A 17763-nucleotide genomic window follows, 5' to 3' on the forward strand; every position below is an offset into this window, starting at 1 on the left:
GCGACCTTTTACCTCTCACTGGCGGTCCACATCCTTCAAGCATCTTTGAATCCAGGAGTAACCTGCTCATGACCACCCCCAAGGCACTGTTGATCCTTCACGGCAAGCAAGCCCTCAACGAGGACGTGCGCGCTGCCGTGCAGGCCAGGCGGGAGCAGGGCTGGGAACTGGCGGTGCGGGTGACCTGGGAGGGCGGCGATGCCCAGCGGCTGGTCAATGAGGCCCTGGATGGCGGCTACACCCACATCATTGCCGGCGGTGGCGACGGTACCCTGCGCGATGTGGCCGAGGCCATGGCCCAGGCCAAGACCGACGCCAGCCTGGTGCTGATGCCCCTGGGCACCGCGAATGACTTCGCCCGCGCCGCCGGCGTGCCACTGGAGCCGGGCCCGGCCCTGGCACTGCTGGACGTGCCGGCCCGGGCCATCGACCTGGGCCAGGCCGGAGGGCAGATCTTCCTCAACATGGCCACCGGCGGCTTTGGCAGCCAGGTCACCGCCAATACGTCCGAAGACTTGAAAAAAGTGCTGGGGGGCGCCGCCTACCTGTTCACTGGCCTCACGCGTTTCAGCGAGTTGAAGGCTGCCTATGGCGAGCTGGAAGGCCCGGATTTCCACTGGAAGGGCGAACTGCTCGCGCTGGGCATCGGCAATGGTCGCCAGGCGGGCGGAGGGCATGTGCTGTGCCCAGGTGCCATGGCAGACGATGGTTTGTTGGATATCAGCATTCTTCCGGCGCCTCAGGAGGTCGTGGGTACGTTGCGCACCCTGATGACCGACGGCGGCATGGATAACCTGTTCGTGCGTGCGCGCCTGCCGTGGGTGGAGATCAAGGTGGCCGAAGGGTTGTACATCAACCTTGACGGTGAGCCCCTCAAGGGCGATGACTTGCGTTTCGCAGCGCTGCCCAAGGCCCTGCGCGTGCACCTGCCGGCGGATTCGCCGTTAGTCGTCCAGGCTGATGATGTGCTCGCGCACGGCAAATAGCACCAGGCCCGCCACATCGAAAATCTGCAGGCGCTTCATGATTTGCGAGCGGTGAGCCTCGACGGTCTTGATGCTCAAACCCAGGCCGTGGGCGATTTCGCGGGTGGACTTGCCACGTACGATCAGCCGTAGGATCTCCAACTGGCGCGCCGTGAGGTTATGGCTGTGACCTGCGGGCGTGGTCGGCCCCTGGCTGCGCACCAGCGCCTGGTTGATCACGGTGTGGGCGATGGCCGGGCTCAGGTAGCGCTCGTTGTTGCGCAGCGCCAGCAGCGCGTGTTCCAGCTCGTTGGCGGTGGTGTCCTTGAGCAGGTAGCCATGGGCACCGGCCTCCAGCGCGCGCATGATCAGTTCGGGGTCGGTGTGCATCGACAGGATCAGCACGCGGCTCTTGGGATAGGCGCGCTTGAGCTGCTGCAGGGCGTCCAGTCCGCCGGTGTGCTTCATCGACAGGTCCAGCAGCACGATGTCAGGTTGCAAGCTGTCGAACTGTTCCAGCAACTGAGCGCCATCGCTGGCTTCGCCGATCACTGTGTAGCCTGCAATATCCTGCACCAGCGCGCGCACGCCGGCCCTGATCAGTACGTGGTCATCCACCAGGAGTAATGTGCAGGTCACTCGACAACCTTAGGGGCACTGGCCCGTTCGAGGGCGCGGGGCGCCCAGGGAAAAAGCGCGTCGATACGCGTGCCTTCGCCGGGTCGGCTGCTGACCGCCAGCGTGCCCCCCAGTTGATCGATCCGCTCCGACATGCCCGCCATGCCCCGTTGGCCCTCCCGCCCAGGGTTGAGGACGGGTGAAAAGCCCTGGCCGTCGTCGCAGATGCTCAGTGACAGGCCCTCGGGCAAGCGTTGCAGGCGCACCAGCAGGTTGTGGGCCTGGGCATGGCGGAGCATGTTGGTGACCGCTTCCTGGGTGATGCGAAAGGCCGCGACGGCCATTTCTTCGGGAATGCCGGTAAGCCGTTGCTGGCATTCCAGGCTCCAGTGAACGGGGGTGTTTTCCAGGGTCTTGAGCAGGTGCGCGCGCAGGCTGGCTTCCAGGCCCAGGCTGGCCAGTTGCCGGGGGTTGAGGATGGCGGACACGTCGCGCACCTTGGCCAGGGTTTCGTCGAGGGTGCTGCCCAGCACGCTGCACTGCGCTTGCAACGCCTCGGGCAGGCGACGCTTGAGCCATTCGCTTTGCAGTTTGGCGGCGGTCAACAGTTGGCCGATATCGTCATGCAGTTCACGGCTGAGGCGGTGGCGTTCGTTTTCCTGCACCTGCAGCAGGCGGTCGGCCAACTCCTGGGGCTGGAACCTGATGGCCTTGCGCGAGCGCCACTGTTGCAGGCCCACCACCACCAGCGTGGCCAGGTTGAGCAGTACCAGCAACGGCAATGCCGCGTCATAGCTGTAGGCCCACAGGCTCAGCAGCAGTGAGCCAAGGCACAGGGCGAGGATCAGGCGGCGGGCATTGCTGCGGGACGCGGACCTTGCGAGGAGTGTCTTGAGATGGGCGTACATAGCGGAGGGAGCCAATGAAGGTTCGCTGCGGAAAGAGCGGTCATGGCGACTGACAGGGCTCTGTTTGGAATGCGTGATCGAATCGTCGTTATGCATGATGAAGTTGAGTCACTTCGAGCGGGGCATAGTACCACCACTGTTACCGTCGGTCGCCTGGTGGCGCGCGTTGACGGGTTTATTATCCGCATAAATGCTCCGAGCGGTAATCCCAGAGTTCTTGAAGGGGAAGTTGTATTGTTCGAGTGTATTTGTATCGTTATTACCAGTGCTGGCTAATTGATATCTTTGCCGGTGCAATGGAGTCCCAGCAGTAAAGTTGGTTATTACGTTTTCAGATAAGTCATGAAGTGAGTGTGACGGGATAACGGCTCAAGACGGCGCGTGATGTATTCGTGGCTGCGGTGTTGAACTGAAATTTTTCTGTGGGATTTGCAGCGTGACGGTGGCAATCAATGTTGCCTGTTCACTGTCGTCCATGCCCAGTTCGCCGGTTCGGATATCCACCAGTTCCAATTGCCAGGCCAGCAAAGACAGGCAGGCGTGCAATGCATCCAGTGCCTGGTCATGCAGTTTCAGGGGGCTGGCGGCATTGGCGATCAGGTATTGGATATGTCGGGAAAACTCGCTGATGGCCTGCAACGCCAGGCTGTCGGCCTTTTCGGCCAATATGGCCAGGCTGCTCTTCATACAGTCGATGGCATCGACGTCGTCGCGGATCAGATGCAAATGGCTCAAACATTCTTCTGACTTGGCCAGCAACATTTGCGCTTCGAGCAAAAATTCGGGTAGTGAGGTTTGCCATTCATTTGCGCTGTTCATCATGCAAGTCTCCACAACATAAGGTCGGGTGATGAGATGTTGCACCGGTTGAATGACTTAAAACTAGCGCTGAAATATGACTGGAATCTGTAGGTCGCTTCTGAGATTTCAGTAGGACGTTTATTAGAGTGCAGGCCACGACGTTGCAAGGCCCGGGTGACTGGGTGCCATTGCACAACTTCAGTTGTTGCCACATCAAAGTCTGGAAGACCCGTGGGCCGGGGGCTTGGGATGGCAAACAAAAGCCTGACTCCATTCATGCAATGAGAATGGCGTCACATTAATGGCTATTAGATATTGCGAATATCAGGTTGGGCCTGATTGTGTATAGGGGAATCCCTTACATAGCGGAACCTTGCATCGGTTTGAATGTCGCGCGAGGTTGCTTCATTGCCATATGAGGAGGCACGCGCAGTAAACCATGATGTCAGTGTGACATCAATGGATTTACGTGGCATTTTACCGGGGTCAAGATCTGGCGTTCGCCGCCGATAAACACCTCACTCACAGACGCCGCGCTAAACCAGAACGGCCGCGTTTTCGTAAGCTGCACAACCCCTTAGCATCAGGAGCTTTTAATGGCCGGCATTCTCGACACGGTAGATCAACGCACGCAGCTGGTGGGTGAGAATCGCCTGGAGATCCTCATGTTTCGCCTGGCTGGGCGGCAGTTGTTCGCGATCAATGTGTTCAAGGTGCAGGAAGTGCTGCAACTGCCCAAGCTGACCCTGATGCCCCAGCGCCACCCTTTCGTGTGTGGCGTGGTCAACCTGCGTGGCCAGACCTTGCCGGTGATCGACCTGTCCCAGGCCATCGGCATGCGCCCCCTGGTACCGGGGCCGAACAGCACCATCATCGTCACCGAGTACAACCGCTCGGTGCAGGCCTTCCTGGTGGGCGGCGTCGACCGTATCGTCAACATGAACTGGGAAGCCATCCTGCCGCCGCCCACCAGCGCCGGTCGCCAGCATTACCTCACCGCCATCAGCAAGGTCGATGACCAGTTGGTGGAAATCATCGACGTGGAGAAAGTCCTGGCTGAAATCGTGCCGTACAACGCCAAGGTCTCCCGCGAAAAACTCGAAGACCCGGTGCTGGAGCGTGCCCGTGGCCGCGAAGTGCTGCTGGTGGATGACTCCAATGTGGCCCTGTCGCAGTTGCGCGACACCCTTGGCCAGTTAGGCGTGAAGATGCACATCGCCAGCGATGGCCTCAAGGCGCTGAACATGCTCAAGGCCTGGGCCGACAGCGGCCAGGTGATGACCGACAAGCTGTTGATGATCTTCACCGACGCCGAAATGCCCGAGATGGACGGCTACCGCCTCACCACCGAAATCCGCAACGACCCGCGCCTGCGTGGCCTGTATGTGGTGCTGCATACCTCGCTGTCGGGCAGCTTCAACGAGTCGATGGTCAAGAAGGTGGGGTGCGACAATTTCCTGTCCAAATTCCAGCCCGACAAACTGGTGGATGTGGTGCGTCAACGCCTGCTGCTGGACGAAGTGCCCGCTTGACCTTAGGGTGGCATCTTTAACCCTCAGGAATGCAGGCCCATGCTTCGTCTCAGCGCGTTGTACCGTTACCCCTTGAAGTCCGGCAAGGCGCAAGTCTTGCAAAACATCGGCCTTGACCAACTGGGGCTGGACGGTGACCGACGCTGGATGCTGGTGGATGAGGCCAGCGGGCGCTTCCTCACCCAACGCGCGGTGGCGAAAATGAGCCAACTGTCGGCGTTGTGGAACGGCACTGGCGGTCTGACCCTCAGCGCTGCCGGCGTTGCACCGCTGGATGTGGCTTTGCCCGGCAGCGACGCCGAACTGCGCGGCGTGACCATCTGGCGCGACACCCTGCGTGTACCGGACGCCGGCGATGCGGCCGCCGCCTGGGTCAGCGCCTTTATCGGCAAGCCGACGCGCCTGGTGCAAGTGCCGGTGGACCGGGCGCGTAGCACCGAGGCGGGCTTTGGCAAGGATGATGACAAGGTCGGCTTTGCCGATGGCTTCCCCTTGCTGCTGATCGGCCAGGCGTCCCTGGATGACCTGTCCCACCGTATCGGGCGGCCCATGGAAATGCTGCGCTTTCGCCCCAACCTGGTGATTGAAGGCAGTGCTGCCTTTGCCGAAGACAGCTGGAAACGCGTGCGCATTGGCGACGTCGAGTTTCGTGTGGTCAAGTCCTGCTCGCGTTGCATCCTCACCACCATCGACCCGGCCACCGGCGAGCGCAGTGCCGACCGCGAACCCTTGGCTACCCTCAAGACCTATCGCGAACAGGACGGTGACGTGATGTTCGGCCAGAATCTGGTCAATGACGGCATCGGCCAGTTGGCCGTGGGGATGCCGGTCACGGTTCTGGAATGAAAAAAGCCCGTCTCCTGCGAGACGGGCTTTTTTTTGGACCGGGTAAACCTTAGCCGCGGTATTCACACAGGTAAGCGGTGTCCACGGCGACCTTCAGCTGGAACTTGCTGTTGGCCGGTACGTTGAACTGGCTGCCGGCAGCGAAGGTTTCCCATTCGGCGGCGTCCGGCAACTTGACGGTCAGGGCGCCGGACACGACGTGCATGATTTCGCGCTGGGCGGTGCCGAATTCGTATTCACCCGGTGCCATCACGCCGATGGTCGCCGGACCTTCTGCGGTGCCGAAAGCGATCGACTTGACGGTGCCGTCGAAGTATTCGTTGACTTTGAACATGGGTGAATCCTCGGAAAAGGGTCTGGAAAGGTCGGCCAGTATGCCCAAGGGCAAGGAAGCTGCCTAGACCGGCAAAATCAGCGGCAGCAGACGCGCGGTGTTGCGTGCATCTTCCAGCGCCCGATGTTGCTGGCCGTTGAACTGCATGCCCGCCAATTGCAGCGCACCGTTGAGGCCCAGGGGCTTGTCCAGGCGCCGGGCCTTGGCGAAGCGCTGCTTGAGGTTCACATGGAGCGTGTCGGCCAGTGCGCTGGCCAGGCCATGGCGCTGCCACTCCAGCTCCAGTTGGCGGCGGTCGTAGTCGCCCCAACTGGCCCAGCCCTCCAGGCGTGCCTGGTGCTGGCCCAGCCAGCGCTCGAACAGCGGCCACACGTCGGTAATGGGGGCGGCGCTGTCGATGTTGGCCTGGGTGATATGGGTCAACTGGCGGCAGAAAGGCGTCAGCAACGGCCGGCGCAGTGGCCGCACAAAACGCTGGAAGTGGTCCAGCTCACGGCCCTGGCGGTTCACCAGGCTCGCACCGATTTCGATGACTTCCATCTCCGTCACGGGCCAGCCGCCGTCATCCGTCGTGGCTTCAAGGTCAATAATCAGCCAATGAGGCATGGTGCAGGTTCCCGTACTCGTCCTTTCCTGATGGGGATAGAGCGTAGCCCGGCCTTGTAGTTCCGCCTAGCGGGTTATTCGATCTCCAGCAGCACCTGGCGATTTCGCACCTGATCGCCCGCAATCACCTGTACACCCTTGATCACGCCGTCAATGCCAGCGGTCAGCGGATGCTCCATTTTCATGGCTTCGAGCACCAGCAGCAGTTGGCCTTTGTTCACGCGCTCACCAGCATTGACGCGTACCTCGACGATGGCGCCATCCATCGGCGCCTTGACCGTGCCGCTACTGGCGCCCAGCTGGCGGCTGGCAACCTGCTGGGTACGGTTGGTCACGGTCAGGCCCGGCAGCCACAGCTGGTTCCCGTCGAGGTGATAGGCGATGCGCCGACGCACGCCGTTGAGCACCACGCTGGCGTGGCGGCCATCGGTGCTGAGGGGCAGCGGGTCGACGGTGATGCTGTGAACCGCGTCGTTGACCTCCAGGCGATAGGTGCAAGGCACACTTGCGGTGTTGCGCCAGCCCGCCAGTGAGTGAGGATGCCCGGCGGCGCTGTGCCAGTAGAACAGCGCCGCAGCCAGGTTGAGCTGTTCGTTTGACGCCGCCGGGCGAGGCTTTTCAGCGAAGTGTTCGGCGATGAACCCGGTGCTGAAATTGCCCTCGATAAAGTGCGGGTGGCTGAGCAGCTCAGCCAGCAACTGCTGGTTGGTGGCGACGCCCAGCAGCAGCGTGTCTTGCACCGCCCGCAGCAGCTTGCGCCGTGCCTCTTCGCGGGTGGCGCCGTGGGCGATGATCTTGCCCAGCATCGGGTCATAGAACGGGCTGATGCGTTGGCCTTCGACCACCCCATGGTCGGTGCGCACACCCGCGGCAGGCTCCCAGCGCAGCACGTTGCCGGTTTGCGGCAGAAAGCCCTGGGCCGGGTCTTCGGCGTACAGGCGCACCTCCATCGCATGGCCGGTGAGGCTGACCTGCTCTTGGGTCAGCGGCAGCGGTTGGCCGGCGGCGATCTGCAGTTGCCAATCCACCAGGTCGAGGCCGGTGATCAGCTCGGTGACCGGGTGTTCCACTTGCAGGCGGGTGTTCATCTCCAGGAAGTAGAATTGGCCGTTGCGGTCGAGCAGGAACTCGACGGTACCGGCGCCCACGTAGTTCACCGCACGCCCGGCCTTGAGGGCGGCCTCGCCCATGGCGTGGCGCAGCGCAGCGGTCATGACCGGGCAGGGCGCCTCTTCGATGACTTTTTGATGGCGGCGCTGGATCGAGCAGTCGCGCTCGCCGAGGTAGATCAGGTGGCCATGGCTGTCGCCGAACAGCTGGATCTCGACGTGGCGTGGCTCGATCAGGGCATGTTCGAGGATCAGTTCGTCGCTGCCAAAGGCGTTTTGGGCTTCGGAGCGGGCGGTGTGCAGGTTGTCCAGTAGGGCGTCGGCACTGTGCACCAGGCGCATGCCCCGGCCACCACCACCCGCGCTGGCCTTGATCATCAGTGGGTAGCCGATGCGCTCGGCTTGCTGTTGCAGGGTGGCATCATCCTGGGCACTGCCTTGGTAGCCGGCGATGCAGGGCACACCGGCTTCGAGCATGGCGAGTTTGGACAGGCGTTTACTGCCCATCAATTCGATGGCCTCCACGCTTGGGCCGATAAAGGTCAGGCCGGCTGCCAGGCAGGCGCGGGCGAATTCGGGGTTTTCGGAGAGAAAGCCATAGCCGGGGTGGATGGCGTCGGCGCCGGTGAGTCTGGCGGCTTCGAGGATGGCGGGAATATTCAGGTACGACTGCTGTACCGGGGCCGGGCCGATGGGCACCGCCTCGTCGGCCATCTGCACATGCTGGGCGTTGGCGTCGGCGTCGCTGTAGACGGCCACGGTGCGATAGCCCAGGGCCTGGGCAGTGCGCTGGATGCGGCAGGCGATTTCGCCGCGGTTGGCGATGAGGATTTTGCTGAATGTGGGCATGGGGTTATCCCTGGGGTAATGGGGGGGCTGTTAGGGCCTCATCGGGAGCAAGCCCCCTCCCACATTTGACTGTATTCACAAATACAAATGTGTGAACCCAATCCAATGTGGGAGCGGGCTTGCTCGCGAAGACGTCATTTGCACCACCTTGGCTTTCGCTTCTGTACAAACGCCTGCGTCCCCTCAATCCCTTCCTCCCCCCTCACGGCCTCGGCAAACCACTGCGCCCCGCGATCCAGCACAACCTCCAGCGGCTCATCCACACTCGCCAGCAACAAGGCTTTAGTCCGCCCATTCGCCCCCGGCGCGCAGCGCAACACTTGCCCCAGCACCTCATCCAATCGCTCGGCCAATGCCTGTGGGTCGCGCTCGGTAAAGTGCACCACGCCCAACCGCTCAGCCTCGACGCCATCAAAACGTGCTGCCGTCAGGGCGAGCCGGCGTGCCTGGGTCAGCCCGATGCGCTTGACCACAAACGGCGCAATCTGCGCTGGCAACAGGCCCAGGCTGGTCTCTGGCAAGCCGAACTGGGCCTGGTGGTCGGCAATCGCGATATCACTCACGCACGCCAAGCCAAACCCACCGCCCAGCACGGCGCCTTGCAGTACCGCGATCACCACCTGCGGCACCGCTTGAACCTCTTGCAGCAAGGTGCCAAAGGCTCGGTTCAGCGCCTGCAACTGGTTGCCTGCTGTGACCAGGTCTTTTACATCGGCGCCGGCACAAAAATGCCCGCCAGCGCCGCTGATCACCACGGCCCGGGTCTGCTCGTCCAACTGCGCCAGCACGGCGCGCAATTCGTTGACCATTTCCAGGCTCATCGCATTGCGGCTTTGCGGGCGGTTGAGGGTGATGTGCAGCACGCCGTTGTGGGGTTCGAGCAGCAAGGTGTTCATGGCTTTTTCCCCGGCAGGGTGCCCATCAGTTTGCAGATGATGCCCAGCATGATTTCGTCGGCACCGCCGCCGATCGATACCAGGCGCACATCGCGATAGGCCCGCGCCACCGGGTTGTCCCACATAAAGCCCATGCCGCCCCAATATTGCAGGCAGCTGTCGCTGACCTCGCGGCCCAGCCGCCCGGCCTTGAGCTTGGCCATGGACGCCAGGCGTGTCACGTCCTGGCCCTTGATGTATTGCTCGGTGGCCTGGTAGACCAGCGCGCGCAGGCATTCGATTTCGGTGGCCAGTTCAGCCAGGCGAAAGTGGATCACCTGGTTGTCGATCAGCGCCTTGCCGAAGGTCTGGCGCTCCTTGCAGTATGCGATAGTGCTGTCCACGCAGTGCTCCAGGCCCTTGATCATATTGGCTGCGCCAAACAGGCGTTCTTCCTGGAACTGCAGCATCTGCATCATGAACCCCGCGCCTTCGTGGCCGATGCGGTTGCGTTGGGGGATGCGCACGTTGTCGAAGAACACTTGGGCGGTCTCGGAGCTGTGCATGCCGAGCTTTTCCAGGGGCGGGCTGACGCTGATGCCGGGTGTGTTCATCGGCACCATGATCAGCGATTTGTTGATGTGGGGCTTGTCGTCGGAGGTGTTGGCCAGCAGGCAGATAAAGTCAGCGCTCGGGGAGTTGGTGATCCACATCTTGCTGCCGTTGATCACGTAGTCGTCGCCGTCCTTGCGCGCATGGGTCTTGAGCCCGGCCACATCCGAACCTGCGCCGGTTTCCGAAACACCAATGCAGCCGACCTGCTCGCCGCTGATGGCTGGGCGCAGGAATTGCTCGCGCAGTTCATCGCTGCCGAAGCGGGCGAGGGCGGGGGTGCACATGTCGGTCTGCACGCCGATGGACATGGGGATGCCGCCACAGTGGATGGTGCCGAACTCTTCGGCGGCGACGATGGAGTAGCTGTAGTCCAGGCCCATGCCGCCGAACTTCTCCGGCTTGGAGATGCCCAGCAGGCCGAGGTCGCCCGCCTTGCGGAAAATGGCGTGGATAGGAAAGCGCCCGGCTTTTTCCCATTCATCCACATGGGGGTTGATCTCGCGGTCGACAAAGGCGCGCACGGTGCGGCGCAGCTCCTGATGTTCCTGAGTAAAGATCATTCTTATTGTTCTCCTTAGAAACGCGCTACGCCGAAGGTATTTAGCTGCAGTTCACGCACCTGCGCCTCATGGCAGATATCCAGCAAAAAACCGAGCAAGGTGCGGGTATCCCGTGGGTCAATCAGCCCGTCATCCCACAGGTTGGCACTGCCATACAGCGCGGTGGATTGGCTGTCGAGCTTCTGCGCGGTGACCTGCTCCAGCATGTCCAGCACCTTGGGGTCGGGTACCAAACCGTCTTTGAGTTGCTTGGCCTCGGTGACGATGCGCAGCACCTTGCCCGCCTGCGCCCCGCCCATCACCGCTGTACGGCTGTTGGGCCAGGCGAAGATAAAGCGCGGGTCCAGGCCGCGGCCGCACATTGCATAGTTGCCAGCGCCGTAGGAGCCGCCCACCACAATGGTCAGTTTAGGCACCCGTGCATTGGCCACCGCCTGGATCATCTTCGCGCCGTGCTTGATCACCCCTTGCTGCTCCGACTCGGTACCCACCATGAAGCCAGTGGTGTTATGCAGGAACAGCAGCGGGGTGCGGCTCTGGTCGCACAGTTGGATAAACTGCGCGGCCTTGCTCGCACCCTTGGGCGTGATGGGGCCGTTGTTGCCGATCACACCGACGGCACGGCCCTGGATATGCAGGTGGCCGCAGACGGTGTGGGGGTCGAACTCGACCTTGAATTCGAGGAAGTGGGAGGCGTCTGCCAGGCGCGCGAGGATTTCACGCACGTCATAGGGTTTTTTCGGATCGTCTGGGATCAGGCCCAGCAGGTCGTCGCTGGGGTACAGCGGTTCGGTGTAGGTTCTTTTGGGCGAAGCCGGCAGGTGATCATTCCACGCCAAAGCGCTGACAATCTCGCGCACGATGCGAATGCCATCGGCGTCATTTTCGGCCAGGTATTCTGCGGTGCCGGCCACTTGCGCATGCATCTCGGCGCCACCCAGTTCCTCGTCGGTGGCCACTTCGCCGGTCGCGGCCTTGAGCAGCGGCGGCCCGGCCAGAAACAGCTTGGCCTTGCCGCGCACCACCACCACGTAGTCCGACAAGCCCGGCTGGTATGCCCCGCCCGCCGTGGCCGAACCGTGCACCACGGTGATCTGCGGCAGGCCCATGGCCGACATACGCGCCTGGTTGGCGAAGCTGCGCGCGCCCTCGACGAAAATCTCGGCGGCGTAGTTGAGGTTGGCACCGCCGCTTTCGGCCAGGGTCACCACCGGCAGTTTGTTTTCCAGGGCGATCTGTTGCAGGCGCAGGGATTTTTTCAGGCCGGTAGGGGAAATGGTGCCGCCCTTGATCGCACTGTTGTTGGCCACCACCAACATGCGCACGCCGCTGACATAGCCGATGCCGGCGATCAAGCCGCCCCCGGCGGCGCTGCCGTCCTTGTCGTCGTGCAGCTTGTAGCCGGCCAGGCTGGCCAGTTCCAGGAACGGCGCGCCAGGGTCCAGCAGCAGGTTGAGGCGCTCGCGGGGCAGCAGTTGGCCGCGCTTGTCGAACTTGGCCTTGGCGTCTTGCGCTTTGCCGAGCAGGGTGTGCTCCAACTGGCGCACCTGTTGGATGCCCAGCAGCATGGCTGCGCGGTTGTGGGCGAACTGGGCGCTGTGGGGGTCGAGCAGGGATTCAATCACGGGCATGGTTTATTGGTCTCCCTTGAGCACATCCGGCAGGTACGCGCGGTGAAAGCCATTGAACGGCTCGCTGGGCGGCTGCGCTTTGTGCAACGGCCAGGCGCGGCTGCCCAGGCTGGCGGCGCCGTCGATGCGCAAGGTGCTGCCGCTGATAAAGGCGGCGGCGGGGCTGAGCAGGAACACAATGGCGGCGCTGACTTCCGACTCGGTGCCGATGCGCTTGAGCGGCACATGCTCGCGCAGCGTGGGAATCACTGCCTTGAAGGCGCCTTCGTAGGTGTCCATGCCGCTGGAGGCGATCCAGCCCGGCGCCACGGCGTTGACCCGCACCCCGGCGTAGCCCCATTCGAAGGCGGCGGTCTTGGTGAAGTTGTCCATGCCCGAACGCGCTGCCCCCGAGTGGCCCATGCCAGGCATGCCGCCCCACATGTCGGCGAGCATGTTGACGATGGCGCCGCCGTGCTTGCTCATGGATTGGTTGAACACTTCCCGGGCCATCAGGAAGCCGCCCACCAGGTTGGTGCGCAGCACGGTTTCAAAGCCTTTTTGGTTGATCGACGCCAGCGGTGACGGGTATTGGCCGCCCGCGTTGTTGACCAGGCCATGGATGGGGCCGTGATCGTCGAGGGCCTGGGTGACCAGCGCCTTTACCGCCTCTTCATCGCGAATATCACAGGCCTGCCAATGGGCGTGGCCGCCGTCTTCGGCAATCTCTGCCGCGACCTTTTGCAGTTTGTCCGGCTTGCGTCCCACCAGGATCACCTGCGCACCCAGGGCCGCCAGTTCATGGGCGGTGCAGCGGCCAATACCGCTGCCGCCCCCGGTGACCATCACGGTGTGCCCCTGGAACAGGTCGGCTTTGAAGATCGAGGCGTAGGCCACGGCAGCGCTCCTTTCAGTTGAAGTGGTCGGCGATGTGTTGCGGCACGGCAATGGGGATTTCCAGCAGTTGCTGGGCGAAGGCCTTGCCTTGGGGGTCGATACGCAGGCTGGCAATACCGCCGCCGCCCAGGGCGTTTTCCAGCAGGAAGTTGAGGCTATGGCTGCCGGGCAGGTACCAGCGTTCGACGCGACCGTGCAGCGGGTCGAGCACATGGCCCATCCACTCGACGATCACCTCGGGCGTCAGCGCTTCGGCGATCCACGGCAGGTACTCGGGGGCGCGGGCGATCACGCCGATATTGCTGTGGTTGCCCTTGTCGCCGGAGCGGGCCACGGCGAGTTTGACCAGGGGCACGCTGGCCTCGGCAAGGCCTTGGGGTTTAGGCGGCTGCAGCGCTGTGCCGAGTGTGATGAGCGCAGGTGTGACAGGCAGTTCGCAGTGATGGCGCTGGCCTTGGAACTCGACCTGCGGCGTGCAAAAAGACTTATCGATCAAAAAGGAAAACAACCGGATCAGCGGATACACCGTGGGCCGCCCACCGACGATGCCTGTGAGCCCCGGCGCCATGCCGGTGGCGGCCTGGGCGATCTCGCGGGCGAACAACACCAGCGCTTGCTTGCTGGGGTGGCGCACCGCGAGTTTCACCACCACTTCGCGACAATCGTGGCGCCGGGCGTGTGGGCCGTAAGTGGCCTCGCTGCCCAGCAGTTCGATATTCACCTCGGTGTAGGGCGCCCAACCACGCTGGCTGAACAACTCAGAGGTTTTGTTAATGATCGCCTGGCTCACCCGTTCGGCCTTGGCCACGGCGTCGATACCGGCGATCAGGCAACTGGCGGTGCAGCGAAAGCCATCCGGATAGGTGGCGCTGACCTTGTACTGGTTGGTGGGCGGCAGGCCCTTGGCGCCGTGCAGGCGTACGCTGTGTTGGCCTTGTTGCTGCAAGGTGACCTGGCTGAAATCGCAGATCACGTCCGGCAGCAAGTAAGCCCTTGGGTTGCCGATTTCATACAGCAACTGCTCGGCTACGCTGAGTTCGCTGATCAGCCCGCCGGTGCCCTCGACCTTGTTCACGCTGAAGTGGCCGTCGGCGCTGACTTCGACAATGGGAAAACCGATGTGCTCGTAGTCCGGCACATCGCGCCAGTCGGTGAAATTGCCGCCGGTGCACTGTGCGCCGCATTCGATGATGTGCCCGGCCAGGGCGGCCTGGGCGAGGCGGTCGTAGTCGTGCCACGACCAATTGAATTCGTGCACCAGTGCGGCGCTGACCACCGCGCTGTCCACCACGCGGCCGGTGATGACGATATCGGCGCCCAGTGCGAGCGCCTGGACAATGCCCGGTGCGCCAAGGTAGGCATTGGCGGATACGCACATCGGCGGCAGTGGTGTGCCGTTGAACATGTCGGGGATGGCGTGGAGTTTTTTGAGCTGGGGTTGCAGGTCGTCCCCCAGCAGTACGGCGATTTTCAGGGGGATGGTGGCCTTGTCACAGGCCGCTTGCAGGGCGGCCGCACAGGCTTGGGGGTTAATGCCGCCGGCGTTGCTGATTACGCGGATGCCCTGGCGCTGGATATCCGCCAGCAGCGGCGTGAGCACCTCGACAAAATCCGTGGCGTAGCCGGCCTGGGGGTCTTTCATCCGTGCGCCGGCGAGGATCGACATCGTGACCTCCGCCAGGTAGTCGAACACCAGGTAATCCAGGGCGCCGCCGTGCACCAACTGGGCGGCGGCGGTGCAGGTGTCGCCCCAGAAAGCGCTGGCACAGCCGATACGAACCGTCTTGCTCATGAGAAATCCTTCTCCAGGTGGCTGTTGGCGAGACTACCAAGCAAGCGCTTGGTTTGTAAACTATTGACATAGGTTTTCAGCCAAGCGCTTGCTTGGCTGGCGGTCACGGCCTAAATTGCCGGCCAAGACGTCTGTAGAAGTGAAGGTGAGGAGAGCAGCATGGATGAGCAAAAAGCCCTGCGGGTGATGCGCACCATGGTCGATGGTGGCCAACTGACCGACCCCGAAAGCGCCCGGGGCAAGCTGCTGCAAACCGCGGCCCACCTGTTTCGCAACAAGGGTTTTGAACGCACCACCGTGCGCGACCTGGCCAGCGCGGTCGGGATCCAGTCGGGCAGCATCTTTCATCACTTCAAGAGCAAGGACGAGATCCTGCGGGCAGTGATGGAAGAAACCATCCACTACAACACCGCGATGATGCGCGCTTGCCTCGAAGAAGCGACCAATGTGCGCGAACGCGTGCTGGCACTGATCCGCTGCGAATTGCAGTCGATCATGGGCGGCAGCGGCGAAGCCATGGCGGTGCTGGTGTACGAGTGGCGCTCGCTGTCGGCCGAGGGCCAGGCTCAGGTGCTGGCACTGCGCGACGTGTACGAGCAGATCTGGCTGCAGGTGCTGGGGGAGGCCAAGGCGGCCGGTTATATCCGGGGCGACGTGTTTATCACGCGGCGCTTCCTGACCGGGGCCTTGTCGTGGACCACCACCTGGTTTCGTGCCGAGGGCAGCCTGACCCTTGAGCAATTGGCCGAGCAGGCCTTGTTGATGGTTCTGAAAGCCGATTGAGGCGCAAGCTATTAATTTGGCGGTGGAAAGTTGTCTCGCCGGACGAAAACGCCTAGCTTATCGCCATCAGAGTATTGAACGGTGTATGCCTTAATGTTTTCGCCTTGGCGGCTGGCTGCAGGACTGACTATATGGGCATTGGGCACCGCGTGGTGGCTGCCGGCAACGGCGGCGCAATTGGTACGCATCGGCGCGGCGCATTTTCCACCCTACACCGTGCGCCCCGAGCAGGGTGCCGACACTGGCCTGCTGCCGCAGCTGGTCGAAGCCCTGAACGCCTCGCAAACCGACTACCAATTTGTGCTGGTGCCTACGTCGATCCCCCGGCGCTTTAGGGATTTCGAGCAGGGCCGGGTGGATATGGCGATCTTCGAGAACCCCGCCTGGGGCTGGCAGAAGATCCCCCACACCAGCGTGGACATGGGCCTGGAAGACGCCGAGATTTTCGTCGCCCAGCGTGAGTCCGCTCGGGGCCAGGACTACTTCGCCTCGCTCACGGGAAAGCGCCTGGCGGTGTTCAGCGGTTACCACTACGCCTTTGCCAACTTCAACCCCGACCCCAAGAACATGGCTGAGCATTTCAATGCCACCTTGACCTACTCCCATGACAGCAACTTGCTGATGGTCGCTCGCGGGCGTGCGGATATTGCGCTGGTGACGCGCTCTTACCTCAGTGATTTCATGGTGCGCAATGCCGAGATGTCCAGCCAGTTCCTGGTTTCGGAGCGTATTGACCAGGTCTATCACCACTACGCGCTGATACGGCCAAAGGCACCGATCACCGGTGAGGCGTTTGCCGGGTTGCTCAAGGGCCTGCGGGACAGCGGCGCGCTGCTGAAGATCTTCGAACCCTATCGCATCGATGTGATGCCCACGCCCTGACGGGCTAAATTTCTGCTCGCGATTCACGTCACTTCTTCATCTGTCGACGATTATCGTGAGCCCCTCCCATGTCCAATCTCAATGACCTCTCGGTCCTGCCATTACCGGCCGGGCCTGCCTTGAATGCTGATGAAACCGACCGCCACCTGAGCTTGACCCTGGAAGGCCAGCCATTGGTGCGTTTGCGCCTTGAACGTGGCGACGAGTTGCATGTGCATTTGCAGGATGCCAACCACGTCGCCCCGGTACGGGCGTTGTGGGCGGCCAGTTACTGGTTGTTCGTCAAGGAGCCCGCGCGCCAACGCCTGGTCTGGCACCTTGAACATGCCGCCGACGAGGCCTTGCGCAGTGGTCTGTTGGTGGCTACCGAAGTGGCCGGGCAATTTCACTGCGAGCGCACGTTGTTCTGGCAACTGCCCCAGCCCTGGCTTGGGCAATCGGTGAATGGCAGCTACCCGCAGCAGATGCTCATCAGCAATGGCAAGCGCCACCCGGCCCGCGCACCCAAGCCCCGTGGCGAGGTTTACCGGCGTTTTGATGCGCGCCTGGGGGCGTGGATTTCCTTGCGTACGGTCGAGATCGATGTGGACCTGGCGCGCTTCAACCGCTGGCAGAACAGCGCCCGCGTGGCCAGTTTCTGGCAGGAGAGCGGCAGCCTCGAACAGCACCGCGAATACCTGGACAAGCTGGAAGCCGATCCCCACACCCTCACACTCATCGGTTGCTTCGACGACGAGCCCTTTGCGTATTTCGAAGCCTACTGGGCCAAGGAAGACCGCATCGCACCGTTCTACGACGCGGCTGACTACGACCGTGGCATTCACATGCTGGTAGGGGAAGAACATCACCGTGGCCCGCACAAGGTGGCGAGCTGGTTATCGGCGCTGGTGCACTACCTGTTCTTGGATGACCCGCGCACCCAGCGCGTAGTGGCCGAGCCGCGTGCCGACAACGCGAAGATGATCGGCCACATGCAGAACCAGTGCTTTCACTGCGAGAAGGAATTCGATTTCCCTCACAAGCGAGCGGCGTTGATGATCTTAGGGCGCGAGCGGTTTTTTGATCGGTGTGGGTTGGTCTAACGCGGACTTCAACGGTGGGAGCGGGCTTGTGTGGGAGCGGGCTTGCTCGCGAAGGCGGTGAATCAGTCAATATTTTCGGCGACTGGCACACCGCCTTCG

17 protein-coding genes are annotated in these 17763 nt (G+C 62.4%); 6 read left to right on the top strand and 11 right to left on the bottom strand.

Going from position 1 to position 17763, the window contains the following annotated elements; translation table 11 throughout:
- Window positions 1-68: 68 nt before the first annotated feature.
- Complete coding sequence (gene yegS / locus DYL59_RS27755) at window positions 69-986, top strand: lipid kinase YegS (RefSeq protein ID WP_135292012.1); 918 nt, start codon at window positions 69-71, stop codon at window positions 984-986.
- Here the strand turns inward: yegS and DYL59_RS27760 are convergent.
- The 3 genes from DYL59_RS27760 to DYL59_RS27770 form a co-directional block, all read right to left on the bottom strand.
- The gene (locus DYL59_RS27760) at window positions 945-1604 is read right to left on the bottom strand and encodes a response regulator transcription factor (RefSeq protein ID WP_135292013.1); all 660 of its coding nucleotides are present in this window, start codon (window positions 1602-1604) and stop codon (window positions 945-947) included. The two genes, yegS and DYL59_RS27760, sit on opposite strands and share 42 nt — an antisense overlap.
- Entirely contained in the window at window positions 1601-2491 is an 891-nt protein-coding gene (locus DYL59_RS27765; protein WP_135292014.1) for a sensor histidine kinase, read from the bottom strand. Before DYL59_RS27765 ends, DYL59_RS27760 begins: the two co-directional genes overlap by 4 nt.
- Before the next feature lie 369 nt (window positions 2492-2860).
- Window positions 2861-3313 (bottom strand): hypothetical protein, encoded by a 453-nt coding sequence (locus tag DYL59_RS27770; protein ID WP_193557587.1) that lies wholly within the window; start codon window positions 3311-3313, stop codon window positions 2861-2863.
- A 575-nt stretch (window positions 3314-3888) separates the two neighbouring features.
- Here DYL59_RS27770 and DYL59_RS27775 point away from each other — a divergent pair.
- Window positions 3889-4824, top strand: coding sequence for a chemotaxis protein CheV (locus DYL59_RS27775; RefSeq protein ID WP_135292015.1), 936 nt, complete (start codon window positions 3889-3891; stop codon window positions 4822-4824).
- Window positions 4825-4863: 39 nt separating this feature from the next.
- Window positions 4864-5670, top strand: coding sequence for an MOSC domain-containing protein (locus DYL59_RS27780; RefSeq protein WP_135292016.1), 807 nt, complete (start codon window positions 4864-4866; stop codon window positions 5668-5670).
- Window positions 5671-5719: 49 nt separating this feature from the next.
- On the opposite strand, the gene ppnP is transcribed toward DYL59_RS27780, so the two are convergent.
- From ppnP to DYL59_RS27820, 8 genes are all read right to left on the bottom strand, one after another.
- Window positions 5720-6004 carry a pyrimidine/purine nucleoside phosphorylase gene (gene ppnP, locus DYL59_RS27785; RefSeq protein WP_135292017.1) on the bottom strand — a complete coding sequence of 95 codons (285 nt, stop codon included), beginning with the start codon at window positions 6002-6004 and terminating at the stop codon, window positions 5720-5722.
- Between the two features lie 63 nt (window positions 6005-6067).
- The gene (locus DYL59_RS27790; protein ID WP_135292018.1) at window positions 6068-6610 is read right to left on the bottom strand and encodes a 3'-5' exonuclease; all 543 of its coding nucleotides are present in this window, start codon (window positions 6608-6610) and stop codon (window positions 6068-6070) included.
- Between the two features lie 74 nt (window positions 6611-6684).
- A complete protein-coding gene (locus tag DYL59_RS27795; protein WP_135292019.1) occupies window positions 6685-8568 on the bottom strand; it encodes an acetyl/propionyl/methylcrotonyl-CoA carboxylase subunit alpha in 1884 nt (627 codons plus the stop codon).
- Between the two features lie 134 nt (window positions 8569-8702).
- Complete coding sequence (locus DYL59_RS27800) at window positions 8703-9464, bottom strand: enoyl-CoA hydratase/isomerase family protein (RefSeq protein WP_135292020.1); 762 nt, start codon at window positions 9462-9464, stop codon at window positions 8703-8705.
- Window positions 9461-10618, bottom strand: a complete 1158-nt coding sequence (atuD, locus tag DYL59_RS27805) for a citronellyl-CoA dehydrogenase (RefSeq protein WP_135292021.1) — start codon at window positions 10616-10618, stop codon at window positions 9461-9463. Before atuD ends, DYL59_RS27800 begins: the two co-directional genes overlap by 4 nt.
- A 14-nt stretch (window positions 10619-10632) precedes the next feature.
- Window positions 10633-12249 carry an acyl-CoA carboxylase subunit beta gene (locus DYL59_RS27810; protein ID WP_135292022.1) on the bottom strand — a complete coding sequence of 539 codons (1617 nt, stop codon included), beginning with the start codon at window positions 12247-12249 and terminating at the stop codon, window positions 10633-10635.
- A 3-nt stretch (window positions 12250-12252) separates the two neighbouring features.
- Window positions 12253-13125 carry an SDR family oxidoreductase gene (locus DYL59_RS27815; protein WP_135292023.1) on the bottom strand — a complete coding sequence of 291 codons (873 nt, stop codon included), beginning with the start codon at window positions 13123-13125 and terminating at the stop codon, window positions 12253-12255.
- 13 nt (window positions 13126-13138) lie between these two features.
- Window positions 13139-14917 (bottom strand): acyclic terpene utilization AtuA family protein, encoded by a 1779-nt coding sequence (locus DYL59_RS27820; protein ID WP_135292024.1) that lies wholly within the window; start codon window positions 14915-14917, stop codon window positions 13139-13141.
- Between the two features lie 159 nt (window positions 14918-15076).
- Between DYL59_RS27820 and DYL59_RS27825 the strand changes: the two genes are divergently transcribed.
- From DYL59_RS27825 to DYL59_RS27835, 3 genes are all read left to right on the top strand, one after another.
- On the top strand, window positions 15077-15700 hold the full coding sequence (locus tag DYL59_RS27825) for a TetR/AcrR family transcriptional regulator (RefSeq protein WP_135292025.1): 624 nt from the start codon (window positions 15077-15079) through the stop codon (window positions 15698-15700).
- Between the two features lie 93 nt (window positions 15701-15793).
- Window positions 15794-16582, top strand: a complete 789-nt coding sequence (locus DYL59_RS27830) for a substrate-binding periplasmic protein (protein WP_135292026.1) — start codon at window positions 15794-15796, stop codon at window positions 16580-16582.
- A gap of 68 nt (window positions 16583-16650) precedes the next feature.
- Window positions 16651-17664: a GNAT family N-acetyltransferase gene (locus DYL59_RS27835; protein WP_135292027.1), complete on the top strand. Its 1014-nt coding sequence runs from the start codon at window positions 16651-16653 to the stop codon at window positions 17662-17664.
- The last annotated feature ends 99 nt before the right edge of the window (window positions 17665-17763 follow it).

The sequence above is a fragment of the Pseudomonas kairouanensis genome (assembly GCF_004682055.1).
Classification (GTDB): domain Bacteria; phylum Pseudomonadota; class Gammaproteobacteria; order Pseudomonadales; family Pseudomonadaceae; genus Aquipseudomonas; species Aquipseudomonas kairouanensis.

What these genes read in the sequence shown, in the direction of transcription:
- yegS (WP_135292012.1), top strand. Translation starts at nt 69, where the DNA reads ATGACCACCCCCAAGGCACTGTTGATCCTTCACGGCAAGCAAGCCCTC.
- DYL59_RS27765 (WP_135292014.1), bottom strand. Translation starts at nt 2,491, where the DNA reads ATGTACGCCCATCTCAAGACACTCCTCGCAAGGTCCGCGTCCCGCAGC.
- DYL59_RS27770 (WP_193557587.1), bottom strand. Translation starts at nt 3,313, where the DNA reads ATGATGAACAGCGCAAATGAATGGCAAACCTCACTACCCGAATTTTTG.
- DYL59_RS27775 (WP_135292015.1), top strand. Translation starts at nt 3,889, where the DNA reads ATGGCCGGCATTCTCGACACGGTAGATCAACGCACGCAGCTGGTGGGT.
- DYL59_RS27780 (WP_135292016.1), top strand. Translation starts at nt 4,864, where the DNA reads ATGCTTCGTCTCAGCGCGTTGTACCGTTACCCCTTGAAGTCCGGCAAG.
- ppnP (WP_135292017.1), bottom strand. Translation starts at nt 6,004, where the DNA reads ATGTTCAAAGTCAACGAATACTTCGACGGCACCGTCAAGTCGATCGCT.
- DYL59_RS27790 (WP_135292018.1), bottom strand. Translation starts at nt 6,610, where the DNA reads ATGCCTCATTGGCTGATTATTGACCTTGAAGCCACGACGGATGACGGC.
- DYL59_RS27795 (WP_135292019.1), bottom strand. Translation starts at nt 8,568, where the DNA reads ATGCCCACATTCAGCAAAATCCTCATCGCCAACCGCGGCGAAATCGCC.
- DYL59_RS27800 (WP_135292020.1), bottom strand. Translation starts at nt 9,464, where the DNA reads ATGAACACCTTGCTGCTCGAACCCCACAACGGCGTGCTGCACATCACC.
- atuD (WP_135292021.1), bottom strand. Translation starts at nt 10,618, where the DNA reads ATGATCTTTACTCAGGAACATCAGGAGCTGCGCCGCACCGTGCGCGCC.
- DYL59_RS27810 (WP_135292022.1), bottom strand. Translation starts at nt 12,249, where the DNA reads ATGCCCGTGATTGAATCCCTGCTCGACCCCCACAGCGCCCAGTTCGCC.
- DYL59_RS27820 (WP_135292024.1), bottom strand. Translation starts at nt 14,917, where the DNA reads ATGAGCAAGACGGTTCGTATCGGCTGTGCCAGCGCTTTCTGGGGCGAC.
- DYL59_RS27825 (WP_135292025.1), top strand. Translation starts at nt 15,077, where the DNA reads ATGGATGAGCAAAAAGCCCTGCGGGTGATGCGCACCATGGTCGATGGT.
- DYL59_RS27830 (WP_135292026.1), top strand. Translation starts at nt 15,794, where the DNA reads ATGTTTTCGCCTTGGCGGCTGGCTGCAGGACTGACTATATGGGCATTG.
- DYL59_RS27835 (WP_135292027.1), top strand. Translation starts at nt 16,651, where the DNA reads ATGTCCAATCTCAATGACCTCTCGGTCCTGCCATTACCGGCCGGGCCT.